This is a genomic window from Psychrobacillus sp. 05T411, from assembly GCF_056396485.1.
This window is the reverse complement of record NZ_JBFTLO010000012.1, coordinates 102415-120980: the sequence shown is the minus strand read 5'-3', so window position 1 is coordinate 120980 and position 18566 is coordinate 102415. Positions and strand designations below refer to the sequence as shown.

Below are 18566 nucleotides of genomic sequence, written 5' to 3'. Positions count from 1 at the left end.
GCCCTTAGGCGTACGTTGGGGTGGCTCATCGCTCACTCATCCGTCAGGAGTCGTCGCCTGCAGTGAAAATCAAATGAAATTGCTTGTTTATTTAGTACCGACTCGCTAAAAAACAAAATTTTATACAGTTTCTCGACTGTGTGAAATCAATAAATGGATTAGGACAACAAATCGCTCATTTAAATCAATTAAATCAGTGGGAGAGAAATCAAAAAACTCAGGTTAAAGCAACTAATTCTTAAAATAGTATGTTTGCTTCATGTAAACGACTAAGACTACGACCAATTTTGGGAACAATATGTATTAAAGCCATTGGCTCGCCAACTAGCATCTGATAGATCCTTTTAGCGTTCGATATGTATTTTGTCACATTAATAGTGGATATTATATCGTTAAATATTTTTATAGATATTTAATTTAGATAAGTTAGTACTTTTCCATTGGATTTTCGCTGCAGGGAGGCGACTCCAGTGGGATCAAGTGAGTAAAATGAGACTTCACAACGTACGCGCGCAGGCGCGGCGGTGAAGGCTCATCGCTCACCCCACGGAAAGCGTCCGCCCTGCAGCGGAAATCCCTGCGGACACTTCATACAACTAACTAAGACGCATTATCCCTAAATAATTACATACCCTTTTACCTCAAATCATCAAACAAATATTTTCCCATAAAAAAATCGGTCATTCGCTTAGGAATGACCGATTTTTTTATTATTTAGAGCTTGAAACAGCCTTTAATGTTTTTAACTCTTTTTCAGAACAGTAAACAAAATGTCCCGGCGTTACTTCTCTCATCGCGATTTCTTCCCCGTCTTGATAATTATGGCTTGCTGGATCGTATGTCTTACGTACACGAGTGCGCTCATAATTTGGATCTGGAAGAGGAATAGCTGATAAAAGAGATTGTGTATATGGATGCATCGGATTCGCATACAAATCTTCTGCAGTAGCTAACTCGACAAGTTTACCGAAATACATAACTCCGATGCGATCAGAGATATATTTTACCATCGATAAATCATGCGCAATGAATAAATAAGTTAAGCCTTTTTCTTCTTGTAGCTCTTTTAGCAAGTTGACAACCTGTGCTTGAATCGATACATCTAGTGCGGAGATTGGCTCATCCGCAATGATAAATTCAGGGTTCACGGCAAGTGCTCTTGCAATTCCAAGTCGTTGGCGTTGTCCACCTGAAAACTCATGGGCATAGCGGTCCGCATGTTCACGGTTCAACCCAACCGTCTCTAAAAGTTCTACTACTTTTTCTTTTCGTTCTTTTGGATTTTTCACAAGACCATGAATATCCAATCCTTCTGCGATAATATCCAGTACTTTCATACGTGGATTTAGAGAGGCATATGGATCTTGGAAAATCATTTGCATTTTGCGGTTAAATTCTTTTAGATCTTTTTTCGATTTTTTATCATGTACGTTTACGCCATCGTAAATTACTTGACCATCTGTTGCATCATAAAGGCGGATGATTGTACGCCCAGTTGTTGATTTACCACAACCTGACTCACCAACTAGTCCTAATGTTTCCCCTTTATAAATATCAAAGCTTATATCATCTACCGCACGAACTTCATTTGGCTTACCTTGATTGAAATATTGCTTTAAATTTTTGATTTCCAGTAATTTTTCAGCCATTAGTAAGTACCTCCTTCTGTTCCTTCAAAGTAACGACTACCTGGATATTTTTTCATACGCTCCATAATTGCTAAAGGAGGATCTACTTGCGGCGCATCCGGGTGTAATAACCAAGTTGCTGCATAGTGTGTGTCACTCACTTTAAAGAATGGTGGAGTTTCCTCAAGATCGATTTTCATCGCATAATCACTGCGAAGCGCAAACGCATCCCCTTTTGGAGGTGACAACAGATCTGGTGGTGTTCCTGGAATTGCATATAGTTTCTCTTCCGCTGTATCAAGGGATGGCATCGAACTTAGTAATCCCCATGTATAAGGGTGTTGCGGATTATAGAAAATTTCATCTACAGTTCCGATTTCAACAATTTTCCCGCCATACATAACAGCAACTCGATCTGCCACATTTGCTACTACGCCAAGGTCATGGGTAATAAAGATGATCGATGTATTAATCTTCTTTTGCAAATCTTTCATTAGCTCTAAAATTTGTGCTTGAATCGTTACGTCCAGTGCAGTAGTTGGTTCATCCGCGATTAAAACTTGTGGATTACATGCTAATGCAATGGCAATAACGATACGTTGACGTTGCCCACCTGAAAACTGATGTGGGTATTGTTTCATACGAGCTTCTGGTTTAGGCATACCTACTAGTCGAAGTAAATCTACTGCTTCTTTATGAGCTACTGATTTACTCACATTGCGGTGCTTTAAAATAGGCTCCATAATTTGTTTTCCAATAGGCATCGTTGGATTCAACGAAGTCATCGGATCTTGGAAAATCATTGAAATATCTTTACCACGAATCTTTTGCATTTCTTTGTCTGATAGTTTTGTTAAATCTTTTCCGTTAAATAAAATATGACCATTTTTAAACTCTGAGCTATGTTCAGGCAATAAACGCATAATGGACTTAGTCGTTACGGATTTACCTGAACCAGACTCACCAACAATTGCAAGCGTTTCTCCTTTTAATAAGTCAAAGTTAACGCCACGAATTGCTTTAACTTCCCCTGCAAACGTATGGAAGGAAAGCTCTAGGTCTTTTACTTCTAATATTTTTTCCATTTTCGCTTTCCTCCTTTAGTCTTTCATCTTCGGATCAAATGCATCACGTAAACCATCACCAAGTAAGTTAAATGCAATCATTAATAAACTCAAAATAATGGATGGGAACAATAAAATATGCGGTTGGAATCGAATTACTTTATACCCATCATTAATAAGTGTACCTAAAGACGCGTCAGGCGCTTGAAGCCCTAATCCGATGAAGCTTAAAAAGGCTTCAAAGAAAATCGCCGTTGGAATGGTAAACATTGTATTAATAATGATAACACCTAAAATATTCGGCAAAATATGCTTAGATATAATACGCCCATTACTTGCACCTAATGTACGGGATGCAAGCACAAACTCTTGGTTCTTAAATTTCAAAACTTGCCCTCGAACAATACGAGACATACCAATCCAACCTGTGAGCGTAATCGCAATAACTATCGCGGTGACACCTGGTTCCATAACTAATAACATGAGGATTACGATAACTAATGTAGGAATACCATATAGGATTTCTACAACACGTTGCATCATATCATCAGTACGACCACCGTAGTAACCAGAAATACCACCATAAGCGACACCAATAACCATGTCTATTACCGCTGCTACAAATGCGATCAATAAGGATATTTGCGTTCCTTCCCAAGCTCTTGAGAACATGTCGCGTCCTAAACCATCCGTACCAAACCAATAATACGTATCTACTTTTTTCATTTCATATAAATCTACTTCTTTACCCGCTAACGTACCAACACCATCAAATATTCCTAATTTCTCAAGTCCAGGAACTTTTGGAGGCAAGTTGGCGTGTGTAATTGTTTGTGTTTCTGCATCATGTGGACTAACCATCGGTCCTACAAATGCCATGATAATGATAAAGGCTAATATAAATATGCTTGCAATAGCAGCCTTGTTTTTTCGAATTCGTAGCCAAGCATCTTGCCAAAAACTTAAAGACGGTTTGGTAATTCTTTCTGCATGACTACTATCGATATCAACTCGTTCAAAAGATTCAGCAGGTATTTTTTTTATATCTAAACTCATTATTTACTACCTCCTGATAAACGAATACGAGGGTCAATTATTCCATAAAGGACGTCAACTACGAATATTATGACAATTAACAATACAGAGTAAAATAATGTTGTTCCCATAATAATAGAGAAGTCATTGGACGTAATCGCTTTAACAAATTGTTCCCCGATACCCGGTATTGCAAAGATTTGTTCAATTACAAGTGAACCTGTAACTAAACCGGCAGCAAGCGGGCCTAAAACAGTGACAAGAGGGATTAATGCATTACGGAAAGCGTGCTTGAATGCAATTTCAAATCCGCTCGCTCCTTTAGATTTTGCTAAAGTAATATAATCCGAACTTAACACTTCAATCATTTCTGTACGGATAAAACGAGATGCTGTTGCAAGAGGTCCCATTGCTAATGCAATAGAAGGCAGTATGCTCGACATCCAACCATCTTTCCATAAACCTACAGGGAAAAGTCCCCATTCAACCGCTAACCAATATTGAAGCAATGTTGCAAAAACGAACGATGGAATTGAAATACCGATGATAGCAATTAACGTACTACCATAATCCCATATAGTATTCTGCCTTAACGCTGCAATCATACCTAACAAAATACCTATAGCTACACCTAGTATCAAACCTTGTGTTCCAATTAAAACAGATGGTCCTAAACGATTCATGATTAGTTCCGTTACACTGGCATTTTTAAACTGGAAAGAGTTTCCTAAGTCACCTTTAGCCAAGTTGAGCATGTATTTTGCGTACTGCACAGGAACTGGTTCATCTAATCCATATTTCGCTTCCACCATCGCAAGTTGTGAAGGGGATAGTTTTGGAGCAGAGCTAATCGGGGATCCTGGAAGCGCCTTCATTAAGAAAAATGTTGCTGACGCAATCAAGAAAAGGGTAATAAACATATAAACGATACGTCGAATCATATATTTTGTCATCTTTGCACCTCCTAAATAATATTTTCCTATAATTTTAAAACTCTACTAGTATATATAAACAGATAATCTCCGTTGTTGTCAAAACTAAAATTAAAAATAAAATATTTGGTGAATTCTGATTCATTTAAAAAGAGAGTATATGGTCCCGAACGGATACCATATACTCTCAAACTATGTGATTTTAAACATTCACTAAATTAGTTTTTACCTTCGATATAAGCCCATTTGTAGCTATAGTCTCCACCGAATGGGTGAGCAACGATACCTTTAACATATGGTTTTTGAAGGAACATTAATCCACGTTGGTAAATTGGTCCGATTCCGTAATCTTCTTCAATAAGAAGTTTTTCAGCATCAGCAAGTGCTTGCCAACGAGCTTCTGGATCTAAAGCTAAATCATTAACAGATGCAGTTACTAACTCGTCATATTTTGGATTTGAATATGACATTTGGTTATTACCGCCACCAGTTAACCATAAGTTCATGAATGTGTAAGGATCTTGATAGTCAGGTCCCCATCCAGCAATTTGCATATCGTAATCTTGGTTTGTATCAAGATCTAAACGTACATTAAATGGAACTTCTTTTAGTTTAACTGTTAAACCTGGTAGGTTAGTTTCTAATTGATTTTTTAGATACTCACCCATTTTTTTAGCTGATTCAGTATCTCCATTTAGAAGTTCGATATTTAACTCAGAAACTCCTAGTTCAGATAAACCTTTATCAAATGCAGCTTTTGCTTCTTCTGCATTGAATTCAGCCATGTCCCCGTTTACATCACGGAAGTCATTTGCATCAGCATCGAAAGTAAAGTCTTTTGGTACTAAGTAGTTTGCTGGTACAGAACCGTTAGCTAAAACTACATCTACTAAATCTTGTTTATTGAAAGCTTTTGAAAGTGCTTCACGAATGTTTACGTTAGCAAGTGGAGTTTTTTCTCCAAGACGTTCTTGATTATATTTGAAATAGAATACAGATGTTTCTGATTCATTAATTAGTTCTGGATCAGCAGCATACTGCATTGCGAATTCACCAGTAAGTGGAGCTTTATCTTTTTGACCTTCAGAATACAAGTTAACGCCTGTACCTGGTTCTTTAACAACATCATAGTTAATTTCAGTTAATTTTACAGTATCTTTATCCCAGTACTCTTCGTTTTTAAGTAGTTGCCAAGATAATCCTGTTCCGTCCCAGCTAGCAAGTGTAAATGGTCCGTTGTATAAAAGTGCTTCAGAATTTTTCGCATAGTTTTCACCTTGCGCTGTAACGAATTCTTCATTTTGTGGTAAGAATGTCCCGAATGACATAAGTGATAAGAAGTAAGGTATTGGTTTTTCAAGTGTTACTTCTAATGTTTTTTCGTCTAGAGCTTTAACACCTAGTTCAGTGTACTCCAAAGAACCTTCCATAATTGCAGTAGCGTTTTTAATAACGCCATCCATCATATATGGACCATACTCAGAAGCAGTATCTGGGTTCATCGCACGTTTCCATGCAAATTCAAAATCATTAGCAGTTACAGGAGAACCATCTGACCAGTTAGCATCACGTAAAGTGAATGTGTAAACTAATCCATCTTCAGAAACTGTTGGTTCGCCTTCAGCGATTGCAGGTTCTGCAACGTTATCTTGGTTTAAACGGTATAGACCTTCGTTTACGTTGTTAAGTAGGTCAAAACCTACTGCATCCGTAACAAGAGCAGAATCCATTGTTGGAATTTCAGCTGTCATGATCAAGTTTAGAACTTGTTCCTCGTCAGTTGCTACTTCTTCAGTTGTTGCATCTTTATCTTCTGTGTCTGTAGTTGTTTTTGTGCCTTCTTCTTTATCGCCGCCACATGCAGCTAAGAAAAGAGCAACAACTAACATTAGGCCTAAAAGCCAAGCAAACTTGCTATTCTTCAAAAGAATAACCCCCTTTAAATATTCAGAAAAATTCATTACAATAATCATTATACATTTTCCTATAAACTTGTACAGGTTTTTCGATTATTTTTTTACAATTCAGTAACAAAATCATTACATTGTCCTAACAATTGAGAATCATTGGTAATTAATTTGTTCATTTCTGACATTTCGAATTGTCTAATTTTTGATTATTTTAAGAGAATCTTTTATACTTTATTTCGTCGAGGTGAATTATGAAGAAAACAATTATTTATTTCTTAGTCTTACAACTTATTATTTTTGTACTAATGTTTATTACGAATGGGTCTTTAACACTTACTTCATATATAAATATATCCTTTTATATTGGAGGTTCTATTACATTTATTGGACTCATGACATATGTAGTTTCCGGTGGATTTTTCGATCTTTTTGTGTCAAGCACACGCAAAGTGTTTACGCCTAAGCATATGAAAAAAACCGCAAATGACATGCGGTTGCCATCCGAGGTTTTCTCTTTTCCATATAAGCCGATTGTAACATTAGGCTTGTCCTGTTTAGTTTGTATGGGCATTGCTTTAGTTGCTTTTTACGCTTGATTTTTGCCTTCCTTCTATAATATAATTAGCGAAACAAAATAGTTAAGCTTTGACGAAGAATAGTACATTTAACACGGTATGAATAGAGAGTCTGTGGTTGGTGCAAACAGAACATACTTTAAATGGAATGGGCTTCTGAGCAGTGTATGTGAACTTGTAGTAGCATATACCGTATCCTTCACGTTAAGAAGAAGAGTGGCTAATTATTTTAGCAAGCTGGGTGGTACCACGGATTTTACATCATTCGTCCCTTTTTATAGGGATGCATGATGTTTTTTTATTTTATTCCGTAGGGGAAATTAACCCTACGGAATAAAATAAAAGCCTCCGGCGGATGTCACAGATTTTGAAAGGAGTCAAGGAAGGCAGTCTAAGTTGGCGACGTCCTGTCGCAACGACTGCAATGTCTTTCTGCAACGAGTAACCGCAGGAGCATGACCTACATCCTGTTGGCCTCAAGCGCAGGTTCAAAATCTGGACGCAAATACGCCGAGGCGAATTTGATTTAATTTTTCAAATTAATTTAGGAGGAAAAAACATGAAGAAAATCTTTTCAGGCGTACAGCCAACAGGAATTATTACATTAGGAAATTACATCGGTGCATTCAGGCAGTTTACTGCTTTGCAGGATGATTATGAATGCGTATTTTGTATTGTCGATCAACATGCAATCACCGTTCCACAAGATCCGGAAGAATTACGCGGTCATATTCGCTCCCTTGCTGCTTTGTATATTGCAGTAGGAATTGACCCTAATAAATCAACTTTATTTATCCAATCCGAAGTTCCGGCTCATGCGCAAGCAGGATGGATTATGCAATGTATTTCGTATATCGGTGAGTTAGAAAGAATGACGCAATTTAAAGACAAATCAACAGGTAAAGAAGCAGTATCGGCAGCATTACTAACATATCCACCTTTAATGGCAGCGGATATTCTACTTTATCTATCAGATATCGTACCTGTTGGGGATGATCAAAAACAACATGTTGAATTGACACGTGATTTGGCCGAAAGATTTAATAAGAAATACGGAGAAGTTCTAACGATTCCTGATATCCAACTTCCCAAAAACGGAGCTCGCATTAAATCGTTACAAGATCCACTGAAAAAAATGAGTAAATCCGATCCAAATAAAAAAGCAACCATTCGCTTACTAGATACACCAAAGGAAATTGAAAAGAAAATTAAAAGCTCCGTAACAGATTCGGAGGGTATTGTTGCCTTTGATCTTGAAAATAAACCTGGCGTTTCCAATCTACTTACTATTGAAGCAGCTCTGACTAACCTATCAATAGAAACACTTGTACAAAAATACGAAGGAAAAGGCTATGGTGATTTTAAAGCATCTGTAGCTCAAGTTATTATCGATCATCTAGCTCCAATTCAAGCGAGATACGAAGAATTATTGAATTCATCTGAGCTTGACGATATATTAGATCTTGGAGCAGAAAAAGCAAATGCATTGGCAAATGCGACACTGGCTAAGATGGAAGCCGCAATGGGCCTCGGTAGAAGACGATAATCGTTAAAGCTAAAAATGATCCACAAAGCATGATAAATTCCTTCGTCTGAAGCATGTACACGAGGACAGAATTCAACGAATAACCTAAAGATAGAAAGTTTAAGAATAATACTAGATGGGAGCAGCTAATAACCGCTATCCCATAACTGATTAAAAACAATAGAATTCTCATATGTATCACATCCTTCTTAAACCATATGAAAAACCGTTCCTAAACTTTCGTCTAGGAACGGTTTTTTATAAATTATTTAATAGGCTCTTCAGCAAGTAGTTCGATTTCACTCCAGTCAAACTCTGTATCATAGTTTACATCGTAGTGTTTGACACGTTTGTTAATTGTATAAATTGCTGTACGGAATTGAGTAGGAATAACTTGTGCATTTTCTTCCATATATTCTTGCCATTCACGGAATGCATTTGCACGGTATTCCGGATCAAATGCTTCAGGAGAGTCGATAGCAGCTAGTAACTCATCTAACTCCGGACTTGTGAAACGGCTCATATTAAATGCTGCTTCTTTTCCATAAAGCCCTGAAGGTGAAGGGTTTGTACCTGTACCCCATGCAGCCATATAGATATCGATTTCTGGGTCGTCTGCTTCTACTTTATCATAAAAAGAGTTAAACTCGATTAAACGTCCAGTTGCCAATTCTACTTTTAAGCCAACATCTGCCCAGTTTTGCATCCAAAATGCTGCCATTTCTTCCGCAATTGCATCTCCTGCCATAGAAGCCATACTAATTTCTAATTTTTCTCCTTTTGGAGTTTCACGGAATCCATCTCCGTCTGTATCTTTATATCCTGCTTCATCTAGTATAGCGATTGCTTTATCTGCATCATAAGTATAACCTTTCAAAGTTGGGTCATAGAAAGAAGCAAATACTGGTGGGATTAATGAATTTGCTCTAGAACGTAAGTTATCATAATAAACTTCATTCACTTGCTCTACATCTAGTGCATAGCCCATTGCTTGACGTAGTTTTACATCAGCCATCTTCGCATTTGGATCCATAATCGAAATTCCTTGCGCCGTATCATATTTACCAAGTTTAAAGCCCAAGTAAGAATAAGATAGTTCTGGTTGAGCTAAAATCGTAATATTTTGTAAATCTTTCACTTGTGGATATGTCGTTGCAGGTAATTTACCAGCAGTCATATCATATTCACCTGATTCGATTGCCTTCGCAATTGATGTTGAAGGCACTACTTTTAATAACACTCCATCAAGCTTTGAAGCGCCTTTCCAATAATGTTCATTTCGTGCGAATTGTACAGATTCACCTGGTACAATTTTCTCAAATTTGAACGCACCTAATGTAACCGGATTTTTACGTACTGGGTCAGATTCTAATAATTGTCCAATTGGAACGTCCTTTAAAGTATGGCTAGGTTCTGCATATCCCCATAGTCCATCTCCTATTGAGAAGATTGCAGGTGATAATTTTTTGAATGAAATTTCTAAAGTAGTTTCATCCACTTTTTTCAAACCAGAAATCGTGTCAGCTGCTCCATCATGATACTCAACTGCACCAACGATATTTTGAAAATCTCCATCATAACGAATACCCTCATAGTCCGGATGACCAATAATTAAGTATGGATAAATTAAGTCTTCCACTTTAAGTGGTTCCCCGTCAGACCATTTAACATCCGCTGGAATTTTCACAAGTACTTTATTGTTATCTTGATCTACTTCTAGTGTTGCAATTCCTTTATCATTGACAAGGAAGTCACCATCAGTTCCAAAAATTACGTTTGATGCATAATTCATAATCTCAGCATCGTAAGCATCGTCATATAATGACCAAGAGAATACCCCTTTGAATGGTGTATCTGTTCCAAGTGCAACTTTTAAAGTTCCACCTTCAATAGCTTCTCCTTCATTGTCAACAGTTAAAGGAAATAAACCTTCAGTATCTACTGCTGGTTCTTCCGCTTCTTCCTCTGCACCTTCTTCAGTAGCTGTTTCTGTAGTTCCTTCTGTCTCTGTTGCTCCTTCAGAACTCTTATCGTCTTCACTGTTACACGCACCAAGTACTAGCATGAATGTTAAAAGTACTGCAAGTAGTGACCAAAGCTTCTTATTCATTTTATTTCCTCCCTTTTCTATCTGATATATATATCAAACGATAAACGTTTAATACCAACATATTATCCAAGACGCTGTCTAGCATCCGCGGATCTGCGAATTGCTTGACCAACATAGTTAATTGCAAGCATCAATACTAATATTAGTAAAGAAGCCGGCAGCCATACCCACCACTTATCTTCTAGGATTAATGGATTGTTCGCATAACTTACAAGTGTTCCTAAACTCGGTGTGGATTGAGGTAATCCGAAACCTAAATAAGATAATCCTGTTTCAAGTCCCACATTCCCTGCAAAGTTTAGTGTCAACTCTACGATTAATAGGGAACTTATATTTGGCATCACTTCTTTAAAAATGATGGTTATATCCCTTGTACCCATTGTTTTAGAGGCATTGACATAATCTCGTCTACTCTCTGTAAGTGATTTACTTCGAACAAGACGTGCTGTTCCCATCCATAAAAAGGCACTCATAATAAATACAAAGGTTGGTACTGTATATTTCGGTACAACAGTAACGAAAACAATAATGATCATTAAAGATGGTATCGTTATAAAGAAATCGATTATTCTCATAAAAACATTATCAATCCAGCCACCAAAATAACCTGTGATTAGACCTATAGCAATTCCAATAATCCCTGTTATAACCGTTACTGATATTGCAATAGTTATCGAATTTCTCGCACCAAGTACTAGTTGACCTAAAATGGAACGTCCACCTTGGTCGGCACCAAGGAGAAATTTTTCCCCCGGCTCAGAAAACTTATCTCGAAGACTTACTTTCATCATTGTTTCTTGATCAATAAACATTGCCCAAATATAAATACCTAGAATAACAATGACTAATCCAATAAGAGAAAACATTGCTAATTTATCTTTTTTAAACTCTCGCGCAATTACTTGAAAACCAGTAGGCGGAGAGCTATTTACTTTGTCGGCATGATTATTTACATTTTCTAATTGTTCATTCATCTTCTTCTCTCTCCTTAACCTTTATTTTGGTCAATCTATCCTAATACGAGGATCTACAATACTCATGATGATATCGGACAATAGACTACCCATTAATGTTAAGAAGCCGAAAAGCATAACTAATGCTGTAATGACACTATAGTCTCGTGATGAAAGAGATTGAACAAACAACTGCCCCATTCCCGGATAACCGAAAATTGTTTCGATGAAAATGGATCCACCAAGTAATCCAGTTATTGTAAAACCGAGGAAAGCAGCTATTGGCAATAACGAATTCCTAAAAATATGTCTGCTATATACCTTACGAACCGGAATACCTTTACTTCTAGCAGTACGAACGTAATCCATCGATTTTGAATCGATAATTTCGGAGCGTAAATACTGAATAACTCCTGTCGTACCTAAAATAGCATAGGTGATGGCTGGTAAAAGCATATGATAAATTTTGCTCCAAATATATCCAATCGAACCTTTTTCATGCGCGATATCCACTGTTCCAGTTGTAGGAAACCAATTTAATTGATATCCAAAAAAGAATAATAAAAGTAATCCTAAAACAAATGTTGGAATAGCATAAGTAATAAAACTATACAAAACGATTGTTTTATCTAAAAAAGTATCTTGAAAACGTCCCGCTAGAACTCCCAAGGGAATAGCAATCGCATAAAGTAGCACTACACTTAATAAAGAAAGCCAAAATGTATTCAATGCTCGATCTCCGATTAAATCTGCTACAGGCACTTTATATGTATAGCTTTTTCCAAAGTCACCTTGTACCGCATTTACTATCCAATTATAATATTGCACATACCATGGATCATAAAATCCAGCAGCTTGACGTAGTTCCTCTAATCTATTTGGATCTGTTTCCGGTGTTATCAATCCAGTAAATGGATCCCCTGGCATAGCCTTAGCCATGATGAAAATAAGTAAACTTAACACGAATAACTGGGGAATCATAACTAATACTCGTCTTAATATCGTTTTCCACATCTTAGATAACCCCCTTATTACTAGTGATTATCGCTACTTGATGTGTATTAGAAATGGATTTCAAATCATATACTCTTCCGTTTTCATCATAGTAGTTTTTATGATTTGCAGCATAGTTTGCTTCTACTTCGATTCGTTCCTTTTTTCGCTCTGCACGCCCTACTGGATTCACATCCGGAATTGCTGATAGTAATCGTTTTGTGTAAATATGTTGTGGATTTGTATAAATATCTTGGCGATTGCCTGATTCAACAAAACGTCCTTTGTACATGATCGATATATGATCACACATATGCTTCACTACCCCTAAATCATGAGAGATAAATAAATAACTTAGTCCAAATTCTTGCTGGATATCTTTCATGAAATTCAATACTTGTGCTTGAACGGAAAGATCTAGAGCCGATACTGGTTCATCCGCAATAATAAGCTTTGGGTTACAAGCGATTGCTCGAGCAATACCAATACGTTGTTTTTGACCGCCTGAGAACTCATGCGGATATTTCAATTTGGCATCTTCATTCATCCCTACAATTGCGAGCAATTCATTAATTCTTCGTTTTTCTTCATCAGGTGAAAGTTTCAAAAAATTTCGAATCGGTTCAGCAATAATGTCTTGCACCCTTTTACGAGGGTTCAAACTAGAATTTGCATCTTGGAAAATCATTTGTATATCCCGATTGTAGGAAGAGCCGTGACCCCTACGATTATGTGTTACGTTTTTCCCTTCGTAAATAATACTTCCAGAAGTAATTTTTTCTAAACCAATAATCGATTTACCAGTCGTCGATTTTCCACAGCCCGATTCACCAACTAAGCCATATGCCTTCCCTTTTTCAAATTCTAAGGAGATACCATCTACCGCCGTTACTTGGTCTACCACTGTATTGAAAAAGCCACCACGAATTGGATAATATACTTTTAAGTCATTTATTTGCATAAAACTCATCTTGCCATTCCTCCTTCTTCACTTTCGAAATGAAAGTGTTGCCAGCAAGTACATCGTACTAGATGACCTGGAGAAATTTCGTGCATCGTCGGATTTTCTTCATGCATTTTCTCTGTAATCCACGGGATACGCGCTGAAAATCTGCAGCCTGTTCTTGGCAAATTTGTTAAAGATGGAACGATTCCTTGAATTACTTGTAGTTTCTCATCCTCGCTATTCATTTGTGGAATCGAGTTGAATAAAGAACGTGTATATGGATGCATCGGATTTGCGAATAGTTCATCTACTGGTGCTTCTTCAATAATTTGACCCGCATACATAACGGCAACTCGGTCGGCAACTTCTGCTACAACACCTAAGTCATGTGTTATTAAAACAATTCCTGCTCCAGTTTCTGCTTGCAAATCTTTTAATAAATCCAAAATTTGCGCTTGAATCGTTACATCAAGTGCTGTTGTCGGTTCGTCTGCAATGATTATATTCGGCTTACAAGATATAGCGATTGCGATAATAACCCGTTGACGCATCCCACCGGACAATTGATGTGGAAATTGTTTGGCAATTCGCGACGGATTGGAAATTCCAACTTGTGTTAACAACTCTAAAACACGTTTGTCCCGCTCTTCTTTAGACATTTTTGTATGAAAGGCTAACCCTTCCTCAATTTGATCGCCAATACGCATTAACGGATTTAATGCAGATAATGGGTCTTGGAAAATCATACCGATTTCTTCACCACGAATTTTGTTAAACTTCTCTTCATCCAACTTTGCGAGATTCTTACCTTTATAAATGATTTCTCCTTCTACTCTCGTCTTGTTATGATCATGAAGTCCAATGATAGAAGTTGCTAGTGTTGACTTTCCACACCCAGACTCACCAACAATGGCAAGTATTTCGTTTTTCTTTAGTGAAATCGATACGCCATCGACCGCATCATAATATGTATCCTTAATCCGGAAACCAGTATGTAAGTTATTAATCGATAAAAGTTGCTCTGTGCTGTTCAAAGTATTTCTCCTTTCATGCCATCGATCATTTTCTCCAAACATTGGAAACTACTCAACTATTAAATTGTTATACTTTTCAGTTTTGTTATCTTAATTACAAAGTCTATTACAATCTCTTTACAATCGCAATATTATTTTTTGTTAGTTCCCTTTATTTACTCTTTTTAGAAAATTGGTAATTAGGTGAAAATGCAGTGTTTTCAACGATTTACTCTTGTTGTAGATTATTTAAAATTTTTTTAACAAAATGAACGAGACATCATTTTTCGACATATTATTTCAAAAAAATATTCATCAACACGCTATAACACTAGCAAACTAGCACTTCAACTCAACAAAATATTATGCACATAAAAAAGCATTTCCAAATATTTACTTGGAAATGCTTTTGTGTTTTTGATTGATAATTTTCAACTTTATTCCTGATAGTTTTTTTAAGATTTAGTTCGCTTTTTAGGGATACTGCGACGTAAAGTGTCCGCTGTGATTTTCGCTGTAGGGCGGACGCTTTCCACGGGGTGAGCGATGAGCCTTCACCGACGCTAGCGCGTACGATGTGAAGTCTCATCATGCTCACTTAATCCGGTGGAGTCGCCGCCTGCAGCGAAAATCAATGGAAATTGCTAAATTATTGAAATCCCATATTAACAATAAATGGTTGAACGAGACAATATCCACTGCGAACGCGACAATAAGATAGCTGAACACGACAAACTATTCGAGTAGATGCCGGCCAGGCGTGTTCGATGGGCTTTAAGACATATAATTCCTATAATAGGTCGGAATTATAGTTGTCTCACATCAAGTAAAGAGCCATTTTGAGAATTGGTTGCTTTCACGAGTAATTTGGTTGTTCTCGTGCTGATTTAGTTGCTTTCGTAGTAGAACTGGTTGCTCTCAGTGATCGGTTCGTTGCCCTAAGCCATTTATTGGATGAATCCAATGGAAAAACCGGTTGAAATTTTGTTTTTTAACGGGATGATATTGATAATTGGGTAATTTCTTTTGATTTTCGCTACAGCAGTCGACTCCTGCCGGATGAGTGGGCTAATGAGACATCCCAACGTACGCCTGAGGGCGGCGGGGATGGCTCATCGCTCACCCGGCGGAAAGCGTACGGCTGTAGCGAAAATCACATCGGACACTTTAGTCAACGCACTACATCGCAGTATCCCTATATGAAAACAGTAAGCTTAAATTTACCTTTGGATACATTTAACAATAGGAGAGGGGCGCCCGCAAAGCGTAGCGCCCCTCTCCTATTGTTTTATAATTTTTTAAATAAAATACTTGCGTTATGTCCGCCAAATCCTAGTGAATTACTCATGGCATATTCAAGGTCTGCTGTTCTCGCAACATTTGGTACATAATCTAAATCGCATTCTGGATCCGGTGTTTCTAAATTAATCGTTGGTGGTAAAATACCTTCTTTTAATGCAAGCACTGTAAAGATTGCTTCAACTCCGCCAGCTGCTCCTAATAAGTGACCCGTCATCGATTTAGTAGAACTCATGGCAAGTTTATACGCATGTTCCGTAAAAACAGATTTCACGGCCATTGTTTCAAACTGGTCATTATACGGAGTACTTGTTCCGTGCGCATTAATATAATCAACTTGCTCTGGGCTTATACCTGCATCGTCAATTGCTTGTTGCATTGCACGAGCAGCGCCTTCCCCACCAGGAGCCGGAGCTGTTATATGATGTGCATCGCCTGTAGCGCCATATCCAATTATTTCTGCATAAATTTTCGCTCCACGAGCAACTGCGTGTTCATATTCTTCTAGAATAATAATTCCTGCACCTTCACCTATGACAAATCCATCACGGTTTGCATCAAATGGTCTAGATGCAGTCTGTGGATCTGTATTCAATGATAGTGCGGTGCTAGAGCAAAATCCTGCAACAGACATGTGAGTGATTGGAGACTCTGCTCCCCCCGTAATCATTACATCTGCATCCCCACGTTCAATTACTTTAAATGCATCCCCAATAGAGTTTGTTCCAGATGCACATGCAGTAACCGAACATGAATTGATCGCTTTTGCTCCAAAATGAATAGATACTTGACCGGCAGCCATATCTGGAATCATCATTGGTACAAAAAACGGACTTACACGACGCGCGCCTTTTTCCAAAAATGTACGGAATTGGTTTTCATATGTTTCCATTCCACCAATACCAGAACCGATCCAGACACCTGTTCGAAGACCTATTTCTTCTGTAATTGTCAAATTAGCATCTTCCACTGCCATAATCGAAGCAGCTAATGCATAATGCGTGAAGCGATCCATTTTACGCGCTTCTTTTCTCTCAATATATTTCTCTATGTCAAAGTCTTTTACTTCCGCTGCAACTTTTGCTGCGAACTGACTTGCATCTAACCTTGTAAGCATCCCTACGCCTGACTTACCTTCTTTAATACCAGACCAAGTTGTCTCTATATCATTGCCAAGTGGGGTAACAGCGCCTATTCCTGTTACTACAACTCTACGTTTAGTCATACATTTTCATCCTTTCGAAGTTCTTTAATTATCTTCCCCATTTTAACGTTATGGCACCCCAAGTTAAGCCGCCACCAAAGCCTACCATAACAAGGATATCATCATCTTTTACTTTGCCATTTACTACTTCCTCTTTTAAGGAAAGTGGGATAGATGCAGATGATGTGTTCCCGTATTTATGAATTGTTTTAGACATTTTTTCTTCTGGTAGTCCTAATCTTTCTCTAGAAGCATCCATAATGCGAATATTCGCTTGGTGTGGGATTAACATATCGATATCTTCTTTAGAAAGTCCCGCTTTTTCAATTACATTTACAGCTGACTCACCCATTTGTCTAACAGCAAATTTAAATACTTCGCGACCATTCATCTCTAAATATGGACCGTTTTGTAATAAGTGTTTACCGCCGCTACCAGCAGCTCCTAGTTCAAATGATAATATGCCACGACCTTCTGAAACTTTACTTACAATTGCAGCCCCCGCACCGTCTCCGAATAATACTGCAGTATTACGGTCTTCCCAATTTGTAATTTTCGAAAGCTTTTCTACACCTACTACAAGTACATGAGAATAAGTGTCAGACTCTACAAATTGTTTTGCAGTCACTAATCCATACATAAATCCAGCACAAGCTGCTGAAATATCCATTGCAGCTGCGTTTGTCGCGCCAAGCTGATCTTGCAGCATAGTGGAAACGCTTGGAAACGCATAATCCGGTGTTACAGTAGCTACTAAAATAAGTCCGATTTGATCAGGAGTAATGCCTGCATCTTTAATCGCTTCTTTAGCAGCTTCAAACGCTAAATGTGATGTATTTTGGTCATCTCCTGCAATTCTTCTTTCTTCTATACCAGTTCTTGTACGTATCCATTCGTCTGATGTATCTACCATTTTTTCAAGGTCTTCATTTGTCAATACTTTTTCAGGTGCGTATGTGCCTAACCCAATAATTCCTGCATTCATGAAAGTTCCCCTTTTCTTATAATCTATTATTAGTACCTGGTGATAATAATAACGAATTTATGTACATTTTTCAACAACAGAGTTTCCTTCTTTAAATATTCTTTTGCAAAGTCTTTTGTTATGGTATGATACATATAGTAAAAATTAGTTCTTGAGGTGAAATTATATGAAATATATTATGACAATAGTATGGTCGGTTATTTTAGTTTCCATGTTAAATTATGTAGTTAGTTCCGTACAAGCTGTACCTTTTATATTTAAAAATGGACTAATTATGTCAATACCAGTTGCAATTTTGATTTTTATCATTGCTGCTATCATTCCAAACGATCCACTTCCGAAAGAACAACACTAAAAAACAGCTCCTGCAACTAGGAGCTGTTTTATTTTTGCT

Annotated in this window: 15 protein-coding genes and 1 other annotated feature; of the genes, 3 read left to right on the top strand and 12 right to left on the bottom strand. The window is 37.5% G+C overall.

Annotated features, from left to right (window positions below; all coding sequences use genetic code 11):
- Window positions 1-710 precede the first annotated feature (710 nt).
- The 5 genes from AC1DFT_RS12065 to AC1DFT_RS12045 form a co-directional block, all read right to left on the bottom strand.
- Complete coding sequence (locus AC1DFT_RS12065; protein WP_478158997.1) at window positions 711-1649, bottom strand: ABC transporter ATP-binding protein; 939 nt, start codon at window positions 1647-1649, stop codon at window positions 711-713.
- On the bottom strand, window positions 1649-2713 hold the full coding sequence (locus AC1DFT_RS12060; protein WP_478158996.1) for an ABC transporter ATP-binding protein: 1065 nt from the start codon (window positions 2711-2713) through the stop codon (window positions 1649-1651). The genes AC1DFT_RS12065 and AC1DFT_RS12060 overlap by 1 nt, the downstream gene beginning before the upstream one ends.
- 15 nt (window positions 2714-2728) lie before the next feature.
- Complete coding sequence (gene opp3C, locus AC1DFT_RS12055) at window positions 2729-3748, bottom strand: oligopeptide ABC transporter permease (RefSeq protein ID WP_478158995.1); 1020 nt, start codon at window positions 3746-3748, stop codon at window positions 2729-2731.
- The gene (opp3b, locus tag AC1DFT_RS12050; protein WP_478158994.1) at window positions 3748-4680 is read right to left on the bottom strand and encodes an oligopeptide ABC transporter permease; all 933 of its coding nucleotides are present in this window, start codon (window positions 4678-4680) and stop codon (window positions 3748-3750) included. Before opp3b ends, opp3C begins: the two co-directional genes overlap by 1 nt.
- 197 nt (window positions 4681-4877) lie before the next feature.
- The gene (locus AC1DFT_RS12045) at window positions 4878-6584 is read right to left on the bottom strand and encodes a peptide ABC transporter substrate-binding protein (protein WP_478158993.1); all 1707 of its coding nucleotides are present in this window, start codon (window positions 6582-6584) and stop codon (window positions 4878-4880) included.
- A gap of 236 nt (window positions 6585-6820) precedes the next feature.
- Between AC1DFT_RS12045 and AC1DFT_RS12040 the strand changes: the two genes are divergently transcribed.
- Both AC1DFT_RS12040 and trpS read left to right on the top strand, forming a co-directional pair.
- Window positions 6821-7165, top strand: a complete 345-nt coding sequence (locus AC1DFT_RS12040) for a DUF3899 domain-containing protein (RefSeq protein ID WP_478158992.1) — start codon at window positions 6821-6823, stop codon at window positions 7163-7165.
- Window positions 7166-7205: 40 nt separating this feature from the next.
- Window positions 7206-7420, top strand: a binding site (T-box leader).
- 283 nt (window positions 7421-7703) lie between these two features.
- The gene (trpS, locus tag AC1DFT_RS12035) at window positions 7704-8690 is read left to right on the top strand and encodes a tryptophan--tRNA ligase (RefSeq protein ID WP_478158991.1); all 987 of its coding nucleotides are present in this window, start codon (window positions 7704-7706) and stop codon (window positions 8688-8690) included.
- Between the two features lie 244 nt (window positions 8691-8934).
- Here trpS and AC1DFT_RS12030 read toward each other — a convergent pair whose 3' ends face one another.
- The 7 genes from AC1DFT_RS12030 to AC1DFT_RS12000 form a co-directional block, all read right to left on the bottom strand.
- Entirely contained in the window at window positions 8935-10779 is a 1845-nt protein-coding gene (locus tag AC1DFT_RS12030; RefSeq protein ID WP_478158990.1) for an oligopeptide ABC transporter substrate-binding protein, read from the bottom strand.
- A gap of 62 nt (window positions 10780-10841) precedes the next feature.
- Window positions 10842-11753, bottom strand: coding sequence for an ABC transporter permease (locus AC1DFT_RS12025; protein ID WP_478158989.1), 912 nt, complete (start codon window positions 11751-11753; stop codon window positions 10842-10844).
- 30 nt (window positions 11754-11783) lie between these two features.
- Entirely contained in the window at window positions 11784-12746 is a 963-nt protein-coding gene (opp4B, locus tag AC1DFT_RS12020; protein ID WP_478158988.1) for an oligopeptide ABC transporter permease, read from the bottom strand.
- A 1-nt stretch (window position 12747) separates the two neighbouring features.
- Window positions 12748-13695, bottom strand: a complete 948-nt coding sequence (locus AC1DFT_RS12015) for an ATP-binding cassette domain-containing protein (protein ID WP_478158987.1) — start codon at window positions 13693-13695, stop codon at window positions 12748-12750.
- A complete protein-coding gene (locus AC1DFT_RS12010; RefSeq protein WP_478158986.1) occupies window positions 13692-14705 on the bottom strand; it encodes an ABC transporter ATP-binding protein in 1014 nt (337 codons plus the stop codon). Before AC1DFT_RS12010 ends, AC1DFT_RS12015 begins: the two co-directional genes overlap by 4 nt.
- Before the next feature lie 1267 nt (window positions 14706-15972).
- Window positions 15973-17208 carry a beta-ketoacyl-ACP synthase II gene (fabF, locus tag AC1DFT_RS12005; RefSeq protein ID WP_478158985.1) on the bottom strand — a complete coding sequence of 412 codons (1236 nt, stop codon included), beginning with the start codon at window positions 17206-17208 and terminating at the stop codon, window positions 15973-15975.
- 28 nt (window positions 17209-17236) lie between these two features.
- Window positions 17237-18172, bottom strand: coding sequence for a beta-ketoacyl-ACP synthase III (locus AC1DFT_RS12000; RefSeq protein WP_478158984.1), 936 nt, complete (start codon window positions 18170-18172; stop codon window positions 17237-17239).
- 166 nt (window positions 18173-18338) lie between these two features.
- Between AC1DFT_RS12000 and AC1DFT_RS11995 the strand changes: the two genes are divergently transcribed.
- On the top strand, window positions 18339-18527 hold the full coding sequence (locus AC1DFT_RS11995) for a YjzD family protein (protein WP_478158983.1): 189 nt from the start codon (window positions 18339-18341) through the stop codon (window positions 18525-18527).
- Window positions 18528-18566: the final 39 nt, after the last annotated feature.

Bases quoted from the DNA above. Each gene is read 5' to 3' on its own strand.
- AC1DFT_RS12065 (WP_478158997.1), bottom strand. From the start codon at position 1,649: ATGGCTGAAAAATTACTGGAAATCAAAAATTTAAAGCAATATTTCAAT.
- AC1DFT_RS12060 (WP_478158996.1), bottom strand. From the start codon at position 2,713: ATGGAAAAAATATTAGAAGTAAAAGACCTAGAGCTTTCCTTCCATACG.
- opp3C (WP_478158995.1), bottom strand. From the start codon at position 3,748: ATGAGTTTAGATATAAAAAAAATACCTGCTGAATCTTTTGAACGAGTT.
- opp3b (WP_478158994.1), bottom strand. From the start codon at position 4,680: ATGACAAAATATATGATTCGACGTATCGTTTATATGTTTATTACCCTT.
- AC1DFT_RS12040 (WP_478158992.1), top strand. From the start codon at position 6,821: ATGAAGAAAACAATTATTTATTTCTTAGTCTTACAACTTATTATTTTT.
- trpS (WP_478158991.1), top strand. From the start codon at position 7,704: ATGAAGAAAATCTTTTCAGGCGTACAGCCAACAGGAATTATTACATTA.
- AC1DFT_RS12030 (WP_478158990.1), bottom strand. From the start codon at position 10,779: ATGAATAAGAAGCTTTGGTCACTACTTGCAGTACTTTTAACATTCATG.
- AC1DFT_RS12025 (WP_478158989.1), bottom strand. From the start codon at position 11,753: ATGAATGAACAATTAGAAAATGTAAATAATCATGCCGACAAAGTAAAT.
- opp4B (WP_478158988.1), bottom strand. From the start codon at position 12,746: ATGTGGAAAACGATATTAAGACGAGTATTAGTTATGATTCCCCAGTTA.
- AC1DFT_RS12015 (WP_478158987.1), bottom strand. From the start codon at position 13,695: ATGAGTTTTATGCAAATAAATGACTTAAAAGTATATTATCCAATTCGT.
- fabF (WP_478158985.1), bottom strand. From the start codon at position 17,208: ATGACTAAACGTAGAGTTGTAGTAACAGGAATAGGCGCTGTTACCCCA.
- AC1DFT_RS12000 (WP_478158984.1), bottom strand. From the start codon at position 18,172: ATGAATGCAGGAATTATTGGGTTAGGCACATACGCACCTGAAAAAGTA.
- AC1DFT_RS11995 (WP_478158983.1), top strand. From the start codon at position 18,339: ATGAAATATATTATGACAATAGTATGGTCGGTTATTTTAGTTTCCATG.